The 9,538-nt window shown below is 72.6% G+C and carries 9 protein-coding genes and 1 pseudogene; 5 read left to right on the forward strand and 5 right to left on the reverse strand.

Annotated features, from left to right (window positions below):
• Positions 1-287 precede the first annotated feature (287 nt).
• The 4 genes from C1J00_RS31120 to C1J00_RS31135 form a co-directional block, all read right to left on the reverse strand.
• Complete coding sequence (locus C1J00_RS31120) at positions 288-1,361, reverse strand: acyl-CoA dehydrogenase family protein (protein ID WP_102912324.1); 1,074 nt, start codon at positions 1,359-1,361, stop codon at positions 288-290.
• Positions 1,358-2,575 carry an acyl-CoA dehydrogenase family protein gene (locus tag C1J00_RS31125; protein ID WP_102912325.1) on the reverse strand — a complete coding sequence of 406 codons (1,218 nt, stop codon included), beginning with the start codon at positions 2,573-2,575 and terminating at the stop codon, positions 1,358-1,360. The genes C1J00_RS31120 and C1J00_RS31125 overlap by 4 nt, the downstream gene beginning before the upstream one ends.
• Positions 2,572-3,537, reverse strand: coding sequence for an NADPH:quinone oxidoreductase family protein (locus C1J00_RS31130; RefSeq protein ID WP_102912326.1), 966 nt, complete (start codon positions 3,535-3,537; stop codon positions 2,572-2,574). Before C1J00_RS31130 ends, C1J00_RS31125 begins: the two co-directional genes overlap by 4 nt.
• A 140-nt stretch (positions 3,538-3,677) precedes the next feature.
• Positions 3,678-4,250: a helix-turn-helix domain-containing protein gene (locus C1J00_RS31135; protein ID WP_102912327.1), complete on the reverse strand. Its 573-nt coding sequence runs from the start codon at positions 4,248-4,250 to the stop codon at positions 3,678-3,680.
• A gap of 77 nt (positions 4,251-4,327) precedes the next feature.
• On the opposite strand from C1J00_RS31135, the gene C1J00_RS31140 reads away from it, so the two are divergent.
• A complete protein-coding gene (locus C1J00_RS31140; protein WP_102912328.1) occupies positions 4,328-5,269 on the forward strand; it encodes an NAD(P)/FAD-dependent oxidoreductase in 942 nt (313 codons plus the stop codon).
• 47 nt (positions 5,270-5,316) lie between these two features.
• Here C1J00_RS31140 and C1J00_RS31145 read toward each other — a convergent pair.
• Positions 5,317-5,761, reverse strand: a pseudogene (locus C1J00_RS31145) (GNAT family N-acetyltransferase).
• 174 nt (positions 5,762-5,935) lie between these two features.
• Between C1J00_RS31145 and C1J00_RS31150 the strand changes: the two are divergent.
• The 4 genes from C1J00_RS31150 to C1J00_RS45990 all read left to right on the forward strand — a co-directional run.
• Entirely contained in the window at positions 5,936-7,474 is a 1,539-nt protein-coding gene (locus C1J00_RS31150; RefSeq protein ID WP_102912329.1) for an ATP-dependent DNA ligase, read from the forward strand.
• On the forward strand, positions 7,471-7,929 hold the full coding sequence (locus C1J00_RS31155) for an NUDIX hydrolase (RefSeq protein WP_102912330.1): 459 nt from the start codon (positions 7,471-7,473) through the stop codon (positions 7,927-7,929). Before C1J00_RS31150 ends, C1J00_RS31155 begins: the two co-directional genes overlap by 4 nt.
• A gap of 76 nt (positions 7,930-8,005) precedes the next feature.
• Positions 8,006-9,391: an NADP-dependent succinic semialdehyde dehydrogenase gene (locus C1J00_RS31160; RefSeq protein WP_102912331.1), complete on the forward strand. Its 1,386-nt coding sequence runs from the start codon at positions 8,006-8,008 to the stop codon at positions 9,389-9,391.
• A gap of 25 nt (positions 9,392-9,416) precedes the next feature.
• Positions 9,417-9,538 (forward strand): DUF6213 family protein (locus C1J00_RS45990; protein WP_245936579.1); only part of this gene is annotated, 122 nt, incomplete at its 3' end.

Genomic DNA, 9,538 nt, shown 5'->3' on the forward strand with positions numbered 1-9,538 from the left:
GTGCGGGGGCGGCGGGGAGGGCGATCGAGCCCGCGAGTGCTGCGCCGAGGGTGGTGAGGGCCGTGCGACGGGTGGTGAGGGCCATGCTCTGCCTCCCTGGAGATGCCGTACGGGAACCCTGCGAGTATGGGCTCTCGGCAGCTCAAGGAGCAGGCCCGGTAACGGAGTTGGCCGGACCGCCGTCACATGTTCGCTTCACCGGTCCGGGCGCGCGGAAAGGCCCGCCCCTGGCGGGACGGGCCTTTCCGGTGATTCCCGGCCGTGCAGCGGTATTGGCCGAATGGGTGTCAGGGGGCCTGGAGGTCGGCCAGTGCGGCCAGTGCCTCCCGGTGGGCGCCCGGCGTGCCGTAGGCGATCGAGTCGGCCTTGGCGCGCTTGAGGTACAGATGCACGGGGTGCTCCCACGTCATGCCGATGCCGCCGTGCAGTTGCAGGGCTTCCTCGGCGGCGTGCACGGCCACGGGCGCCGCGTAGGCCTGGGCGACGGTGACGGCCACGTCCGCGTCGTCGCCGTTCGCCAGGGCGTCGGCGGCGTTGCGGGCGGCCGCGCGGGTGTTGACGACCTCCAGCCACAGCTGGGCCAGCCGGTGCTTGATCGCCTGGAAGCCGCCGACGGGCCGGTTGAACTGCTTGCGTTCCTTCAGGTAGCGGACGGTCTCCGTCAGCGTCCACTCGGCCAGTCCGCACTGCTCGGAGGCGAGCAGCCCGGCGCCGGCGCGCAGGGCTCGGCGCACGGCGGGTTCTGCGTCGCCCAGCAGCCGGCCCCGCACCCCGTCGAGGGTGACAGTGGCGAGCGGCCGGGTCAGGTCCAGGGAGGTCTGCGGCGTGACGGTCGCGGTGGTGGCGTCGACGGCGTACAGCCCGCCGTCGTCGGCCGGCACGAGCAGCACGTCGGCCACGGCCGCGTCCGCGATGCCGGTCAGTTCGCCGTGGAGCAGCCCGTCCTCGTGCCGGACGACCCGGTATGCGGCACCCGGTGCGACGTTGAGGGCGACCGCGAGGGCGCCGATCGCCGTCCCGGTCGCGAGGTCGCGCAGGAGGTCGTCGGTGCCGCAGGCCAGCAGGGCCTCGGTGGCGACGACCGCGCTCGTCAGGTACGGCACGGGCGCGACCGCGCGTCCCAGTTCCTCCAGTACGACGGCGGCTTCGCGGTGCGTGGCGCCCTGGCCGTCCAGTTCCTCGGGCACCAGCAGGCCGGCGAGGCCCATGCCGTCGGTGAGTGCCTTCCACAGGGCCAGGTGGTGCGGGGTGCCCGACTCGGTGCGGGCGATGACGCCGGGGGCGTCACAGTGGTCGGTGAGCAGGGCGCGGACGGCGGCGCGCAGCGCGTCTTCCTCTTCCGAGTACAACAGGTCGCTCATCGGGCCAGGTCCTTCCAGGCGACGTCCTTGTCGGTGCGCGGCTCGGGGGGCAGGCCCAGGACGCGCTCGGCGACGATGTTCAGCAGGACCTCGCTGGTCCCGCCCTCGATGCTGTTGCCCTTGGAGCGCAGGTAGCGGTAGCCCGCTTCGCGGCCGGTGAAGTCGACCAGCTCCGGGCGCCGCATCGTCCAGTCGTCGTACAGCAGGCCCTCCTCGCCGAGGAGTTCCACCTCCAGGCCGCTGATCTCCTGGTTGAGGCGGGCGAAGGCCAGCTTCATGCCGGCGCCCTCGGGGCCGGGCTGGCCCGCGACGAGCTGCTGGCGCAGCCGCTCGGCGGTGAGGCGGGAGACCTCGGACTCCACCCACAGCTTCAGCAGCCGCTGGTGCAGGTCGTGGGTGCGCAGTTCGGGCCGCTCGCGCCAGGTCTTCGAGATCGGGCCGATCATGCCGCCCTCGCGGGGCAGCCGCATGCCGCCGATGGCCACGCGCTCGTTGTTGAGCGTGGTCTGGGCGACCCTCCAGCCGTCGCCGACCTCGCCGAGGCGGTGCGCGTCGGGGATGCGGACGCCGGTGAGGAACACCTCGTTGAACTCGGCCTCGCCGGTGACCTGGCGCAGCGGCCGCACCTCGACGCCCGGGTCGGTCATGTCGCACACGAAGTAGGTGATGCCCCGGTGCTTGGGCACGTCCGGGTCGGTGCGGGCGATGAGGATCGCCCAGCGGGCCACATGGGCGCTGGACGTCCACACCTTCTGCCCGTTGACGATCCAGTCTCCCCCGCCCCCGGCCGCGCTCGAGCCGGAGGGGCCCCCGTCCTCGCGCACGGCCCGGGTGCCCAGGGCGGCGAGGTCGGATCCGGCGCCCGGCTCGCTGAACAGCTGGCACCAGACCTCCTCACCCGTCCACAGCGGCCTGAGGAACCGCCGCTTCTGCTCCTCGGTGCCGTACTGGAGGATCGTCGGAGCGGCCATGCCGAGGCCGATGCCGATGCGCCGCGGGTCATTGTCGGGCGCCCCGGCGGCCTCCAGTTCGGCGTCCACGACGGCCTGGAGGGAGCGGGGAGCGCCGAGTCCGCCGAGGCCCTCCGGATAGTGCACCCAGGCGAGTCCGGAGTCGAAACGGGCCCGCAGGAAGTCCAGGCGGTCGGTGGAGGCCGGCGGGTGTGCGGCCAGCAACTCCCGGGTACGGCTGCGCAGTTCTTCGGCGCCGGTCATGCTGCCTCCTCCATGACGACCGCGATCCTGCCGGTGGTCAGACCGTCCGCCACCTTCTGCACGGCGCCTGCCGCGCCGCCGAGCGGCACACGCTCGCTCACCAGCGGCTTGATCGCGCCCCGCGCGGCCAGGCCGGTGAGCTGCTCGTGGCAGTGCTGGACCAGCTTGGGGTTCTTGGTGTTGTACAGGCCCCAGTGCAGGCCGAGGATCGAGTAGTTCTTCACCAGGGCGTGGTTCAGACCCGGGTTCGGGATCGTGCCGCTGGCGAAGCCGACGACCACGATGCGTCCCTCGAAGGCGACGGCCTTGGCGGACTGGGTGTAGGCCTCGCCGCCGACGGGGTCGTAGATCACGTCGGCGCCCCGGCCGCCGGTGGCGTCCTTGACGGCGGCGACGACGTCCTCGGAGCGCCGGTCGATCACGACGTCACAGCCCAGCTCGCGCGCGACGGCCGCCTTCGCGGAGCCGCCGACGACACCGATGACGGTGGCGCCTGCGGCCTTCCCGAGCTGCACGGCCGCGCTGCCGACCCCTCCAGCGGCAGCGTGGACGAGCAGGGTCTCGCCGGCCTCCAGACCGGCCCGGCGGTGCAGACCGAACCAGCCGGTCTGGTAGCCGATGTGCAGGGCCGCGGCCTCGGCGTCGTCCAGGGCGTCCGGCGCGGGCAGCAGCGCGCCGGCGTCCGCGACGGCGTACTCAGCGAAGCCGCCGTGCGGCAGTGCCGGGTTGGCGATCACCCGGCGGCCGTCCTGGGTCTCGCCGCAGATCTCCACGCCCGGGGTGAACGGCAGCGGGGGCCTGACCTGGTAGTGGCCGCGGCAGAGCAGGGCGTCCGGGAAGTTGATGTTGGCCGCACGCACCTTCAGCAGGACCTGGCCGTCACCGGGGGTGGGCGGCTCCACGTCCTGGAGCCGCATCGCCTCGCCCGGTTCGCCGTTCTCGTGCACTTGCCATGCCTGCATGCGGGGCCTCCACGGGGGACTGCTGCGTCTTTCCGGGGTCGTTCGCATACTAAGCGGTCGCTTGCCGACTATGGAACCGTCCCCGGCAAAGTCCGCCCGGAGACTTCCCGTACGTCATCCGCCCGGAGGCCCCCCGTACGTCATGCGCCTTTCGGCCGCGCCCGCACATGCATCCGCTCGCCCTGCGGCCCGAACAGGCTGAGGAACTCCACCGGCCCCTCCCCCGTCGACCCGAACCAGTGCGGCACCCGCGTGTCGAACTCGGCGGCCTCTCCCGCTGTGAGCACCACGTCGTGCTCGCCCAGCACCAGGCGCAGCTTCCCGGACAGCACGTACAGCCACTCGTAGCCCTCGTGCGTCCGGGGATCGGGCTCCTGCCTGCGCTTCGGTTCGAGGACCTTGTAGGCCTGCAGGCCGCCGGGCTGGCGGGTGAGCGGCCAGTGGGTGCGGCCGCCCATCACGATCGGCTTGGACCGCACGCGCGGATCTCCGGCCGACGGGGCGCCGACCAGCTCGTCCAGCGCCACCTGGTGGGCGCGCGCGATCGGCAGCAGCAGTTCGAGACTGGGTTTACGCAGGCCGGACTCCAGCCGCGAGAGGGTGCTGACGGAGATGCCGGTGGTCTCGGAGAGCGCCGCCAGGGTCACCTCCCGTTCCTTGCGCATCTGCCGCAGCCGCGGGCCCACGCCCGCGAGTACCTCGTCCGTCGTCATGGCTGTATTGCAGTTTCGGCAATGTTGTTTGTCAATCCCGCAGGACCGGGGCGACGCTCGGCAGCGGAGGTGGTCACATGACCGAGGAGTACGCGGTGGTCGTCATCGGCGGAGGCGCGGCAGGCCTGTCCGCCGCGCTGGTGCTGGGGCGGGCCCGACATCGCACGCTGGTGGTCGACGCGGGAGAGCCGCGCAACGCGCCCGCGGCGCACATGCAGGGCTACCTGTCCCGGGACGGCATGCCGCCCGCCGAGTTCCTGGCAGTCGGCCGGGAGGAGATCGCGCGCTATGACGTGGAGCTCGCCCGGGACCGGGTGGTGGAGGTGGAGAAGGGCGATCACTTCACCGTGGTTCTGGCGGGCGGCCGTGCCCTGCGGGCCCGGCGGCTGGTGGTCGCCACCGGTCTGAAGGACGATCTGCCCGCCGTCCCCGGGGTCACCGAGCGGTTCGGCCGGGACGTGCTGCACTGCCCCTTCTGCCACGGCTGGGAAGTCCGCGACCAGCCATTCGGGGTGCTGGCCGCGAGCCCGGCGAGCGTGCACCAGGCGCTGATGGTGTCCCAGTGGTCGAAGGACGTGCGGTTCTTCCTGCACACCGTCGCGGAACAGGAACTGTCCGACGAGGATCTGCGCCGGCTCGCCGCGGCCGGCGTGGACGTGGTGCCCGGGGAGGTCGCGGAGCTGGTGACGGAGGACGACCGGCTCACCGGCATCCGGCTCGCGGACGGTACGACGCACGCCCGCTCGGTGCTCTTCACCGCCCCGCGGGCCGTACCGCAGACCGGCCTGCTGGAACGGCTCGGCGCCGAGCTGCACGATACGCCGTTCGGCGCGTACCCGGTGGTCGACGCGACCGGCCTGACCACCGTGCCCGGCGTGTGGGCCGCGGGCAACGCCGTCGGTTTCGCCGAGCAGGTCGTGCACGCGGCGAGCGGCGGGTACCGGGCGGCGTCCGCGATCGTCGGGGACCTGCTGATGACGGACCTCGACGCGGCAGTGCGGGGGCAGAACCCGGCGTAGCCACTCGACGCCACCGGGCCGGGGCGTGGCGCCCCGGCCCGCTCGGGTCAGGAGAGGCGCAGATCGACGTAGGGCACGGTGCCGCCCGGCAGCACGTACCGCTCGATCTCGACGCAGCCGTGCTTGCGGGGGAACCGCAGCCCGTCCTCGTTCGAGGCCAGGACCACCGTTTCGATCGCCTCGGCTCCCGACGCCCGTGCCCGGTCCAGCCCTCGCTCCTAGAGCTGCCCGCCGAATCCCCGCCCCCGACGGGGGCCGAGCACGCGGGCGATCACCGTGGCCGTCGCGGTGGCGTCCGCCGGTGGGCGTACGGTGCTGCAGCCCACGAGCGCGTCCCCGAGGTACGCGACTTCCATCCAGGTGATGGCGCTCCGCACGGTCGCGCACGTCACCCATCGACAGATGGTAGGTGGGAATGACCGTGTTGTGGACGTACCGCCAGTTCCGGAGCGCGCCGTCGTCGTCAGGCCTGCGGATGCGGAGTTCGGACATCGCGGCAGGAGAACCCGCGTACGCCGGGCTCGTCAACCTGTTCGGGCCGCGCCGGCGAAGCGCGGTGGTGACCGATGGCGCACGGGCGGCCGGACCCGTGCCGAGACCGCGACCCGGCCCGCCGGACCCGGTCGTCCAGGTGTAGGGGCCCCGCCTGAGGTGCACCATGGCTGCATGCTGCTGCACCGGCTGGCCCTGGTGTCCCGGGAGGTCGCCGCCACCTCGGCGCGGTCCCGCAAGACGGCCCTGCTCGCGGAGCTGTTCCGGGACGCCGAGGCCGAGGACGTGCCGATCGTCATCCCGTACCTGGCGGGACGGCTGCCGCAGGGCCGGATCGGCGTCGGCTGGAAGGTGCTGAGCCAGTCGGTCGATCCGGCCGCCGAACCGGGCCTGACCGTGCGGGACGTGGACGCCCGCCTTGCGGAGCTCGCCGCGGTGTCAGGCCCTGGCTCCCAGGCGGAACGGACCCGGCTGGTGGCGGAGTTGATGGGCGCGGCCACCGAGACCGAGCAGCGGTTCCTGCTCGGCCTGCTCACCGGCGAGGTCCGGCAGGGCGCCCTGGACGCGGTGGCGGTCGAGGGACTGGCCCAGGCGACCGGGGCGCCCTCAGCGGACGTACGGCGGGCCGTGATGCTCGCGGGTTCCCTCCAGACGGTGGCCGAGGCGCTGCTCGCGGACGGCCCCGCCGCCCTCGACCGCTTCCGTCTCACCGTGGGCCGCCCGGTGCTGCCGATGCTGGCGCACAGCGCCTCCTCGGTGGCCGAGGCGGTCGGCAAGCTGGGCGCCTGCGCGGTGGAGGAGAAGCTGGACGGCATCCGGGTCCAGGTGCACCGCGACGGCGACACCCTGCGGCTCTACACCCGCACCCTCGACGACATCACCGACCGTCTGCCCGAAGTGACGGCCGCCGCCCTGGAGTTGCGGGGCCAGCGGTTCATCCTGGACGGCGAGGTGATCTCCTTCGACGAGGGCGGGCGCCCCCGCTCGTTCCAGGAGACCGCCGGCCGTGTGGGCTCCCGCACGGACGTGGCGACGGCCGCCCGCGCGGTGCCGGTCTCCCCCGTCTTCTTCGACGCGCTGTCCGTCGACGGCCATGACCTGCTCGACCTGCCCTTCGCCGAGCGGCACGCCGAGCTGGCCCGCCTGGTGCCCGAGCCGATGCGGGTGCGGCGCACGCTGGTGTCCGGACCGGACGACACGCCCGCGGCGGAGGAGTTCCTCGCCGAGACCCTGAAGCGCGGCCACGAGGGCGTCGTCACCAAGGCGCTCGACGCCTCCTACAGCGCGGGGCGGCGCGGTGCCTCCTGGCTGAAGGTCAAGCCCGTCCACACCCTCGACCTGGTCGTCCTGGCCGCCGAGTGGGGCCACGGCCGCCGCACCGGCAAGCTCTCCAACCTCCACCTGGGCGCCCGCACCGCCGACGGCGGCCTCGCCATGCTCGGCAAGACGTTCAAGGGCATGACCGACGCGATGCTCACCTGGCAGACGGAACGCCTCCAGCAGCTCGCCGTCGATTCCGACGACCACGTGGTGACCGTCCGCCCGGAACTCGTCGTCGAGATCGCCTACGACGGACTGCAGCGCTCCACCCGCTACCCGGCCGGCGTGACCCTCCGCTTCGCCCGGGTGGTCCGCTACCGGGAGGACAAGCGCCCGGAGGACGCCGACACGGTCGAGACGCTGCTGGCCGCCCATCCGGAGGTGAAGCCGTGAAGCGCAGTGCGGGTCTGCTGCTCTTCCGCACCACGGACGACGGCCTCGAAGTCCTGCTCGGGCACATGGGCGGACCGTTCTTCGCCCGGCGCGACACCGGGGCGTGGACCGTCCCCAAGGGCGAGTACGAGCCGGACGAGCCCGCCTGGGAGGCCGCCCGGCGAGAGTTCCGGGAGGAACTGGGGCTGCCTCCGCCCGACGGCGAGGCCATCGACCTCGGCGAGGTCCGGCAGACCAACGGCAAGATCGTCACGGCCTGGGCGGTCCGGGCGGATCTCGACCCGGCGGCGATCGTGCCCGGCACGTTCCGGATGGAGTGGCCCCCGCGCTCCGGGGAGCTCCAGGAGTTCCCCGAACTGGACCGGGTGGCGTGGTTCGGCCTCGACCGGGCCCGCGCGGTGATCGTCAAGGCCCAGGCGGCGTTTCTCGACCGGCTGGCGGAGCACTCGGCCTGAGGAGACGCTCCCGCGTTGCGGTCCCCTCCGCCGCGCGGGAAGGTCGAGACACAGCCCGCTCCGAGGGAGGTCAGCCATGCCCATCGCAACGGTGAACCCGGCGAACGGCGAGACGCTCAAGACGTACGAGGCCATGGACGAGCAGGAGATCGAGCGCCGGCTCCAGCTCGCGCAGGCCACGTTCCGCACGTACCGGACGACGACCTTCGACGAGCGCGCCCGGCTGCTGCACCGGGCCGCCGACCTGCTCGAAGAGGACCAGCAGGACATCGCCCGCGTGATGACCACCGAGATGGGCAAGCCGGTCCAGCAGGCCCGGGCCGAGGCGGCGAAGTGCGCCAAGGCGATGCGCTGGTACGCCGACCACGCCGAGGAACTGCTCGCCGACGAGGAGCCGGCCGATGCCGACGTGAAGGACTCCGGAGCCTCACGCGTCCGGGTGCGCTACCGCCCCCTCGGGCCGGTGCTGGCGGTGATGCCGTGGAACTTCCCGCTGTGGCAGGTGGTCCGGTTCGCCGCTCCCGCGCTGATGGCGGGCAACGTGGGCCTGCTCAAGCACGCCTCGAACGTCCCACAGACCGCCCTCTACCTGGAGGATCTCTTCCACCGGGCGGGCTTCACCGAGGGCACCTTCCAGACCCTGCTGATCGGCTCCGCCGCGGTCGACGAGATCCTGCGCGACGAGCGGGTCAAGGCCGCCACCCTCACCGGCAGCGAGCCCGCGGGCCGCGCGGTCGCTTCCACCGCCGGGGAGATGATCAAGAAGACGGTGCTGGAGCTGGGCGGCAGCGACCCGTTCGTCGTCATGCCCTCCGCCGACATCGACCGGGCCGCGAAGGTCGCGGTGACCGCACGGGTGCAGAACACCGGGCAGTCCTGCATCGCCGCGAAGCGGTTCATCGTGCACACGGACGTCTATGACGCCTTCGTCGAGCGGTTCGCCGAGGGCATGAAGGCGCTGAAGGTCGGCGACCCCATGGCCGACGACACCGAGGTCGGGCCGCTCTCCAGCGAGCAGGGGCGGCGTGATCTGGAGGAACTGGTCGACGACGCGGTGCGCGACGGTGCACAGGTGCTGTGCGGTGGCGAACGACCGGACGGGCCGGGCTGGTACTACGCGCCGACGATCCTCGCCGGCATCACCCGCGAGATGCGGATCCACCGCGAGGAGGCGTTCGGGCCGGTCGCCACGCTGTACCGGGCGGCCGACCTGGACGAGGCCGTGCTGATCGCGAACGATTCGCCGTTCGGGCTGAGTTCGAACGTGTGGACACGGGACGAGGACGAGGTCGACCGGTTCGTACGGGATCTGGAGGCCGGTGGGGTGTTCTTCAACGGCATGACGGCGTCCCATCCGGCGTTCCCGTTCGGCGGTGTGAAGCGGTCCGGGTACGGGCGCGAGCTGTCCGGGCACGGAATCCGGGAGTTCTGCAACATCACCACTGTTTGGCATGGTGCGTGAGTGTTGCGGGGCTACGATCCCATCTGTGAACCGCGAAGTGACTCTGCCTCTGATCGTCGACGACCGCGGGACCTTGCAGGTGGCCGCGGCGGATGTCAGCAAGCTGTTGCGGACCGTGGGGGGTCGGTGGGTGCGGCTGGTGGAGGG

The organism is Streptomyces cahuitamycinicus (genome assembly GCF_002891435.1).
In the GTDB taxonomy this organism is placed as follows: Bacteria; Actinomycetota; Actinomycetes; order Streptomycetales; family Streptomycetaceae; genus Streptomyces; species Streptomyces cahuitamycinicus.

What these genes read in the sequence shown, in the direction of transcription:
- C1J00_RS31120 (WP_102912324.1), bottom strand. Translation starts at nt 1,361, where the DNA reads ATGAGCGACCTGTTGTACTCGGAAGAGGAAGACGCGCTGCGCGCCGCC.
- C1J00_RS31125 (WP_102912325.1), bottom strand. Translation starts at nt 2,575, where the DNA reads ATGACCGGCGCCGAAGAACTGCGCAGCCGTACCCGGGAGTTGCTGGCC.
- C1J00_RS31130 (WP_102912326.1), bottom strand. Translation starts at nt 3,537, where the DNA reads ATGCAGGCATGGCAAGTGCACGAGAACGGCGAACCGGGCGAGGCGATG.
- C1J00_RS31135 (WP_102912327.1), bottom strand. Translation starts at nt 4,250, where the DNA reads ATGACGACGGACGAGGTACTCGCGGGCGTGGGCCCGCGGCTGCGGCAG.
- C1J00_RS31140 (WP_102912328.1), top strand. Translation starts at nt 4,328, where the DNA reads ATGACCGAGGAGTACGCGGTGGTCGTCATCGGCGGAGGCGCGGCAGGC.
- C1J00_RS31150 (WP_102912329.1), top strand. Translation starts at nt 5,936, where the DNA reads ATGCTGCTGCACCGGCTGGCCCTGGTGTCCCGGGAGGTCGCCGCCACC.
- C1J00_RS31160 (WP_102912331.1), top strand. Translation starts at nt 8,006, where the DNA reads ATGCCCATCGCAACGGTGAACCCGGCGAACGGCGAGACGCTCAAGACG.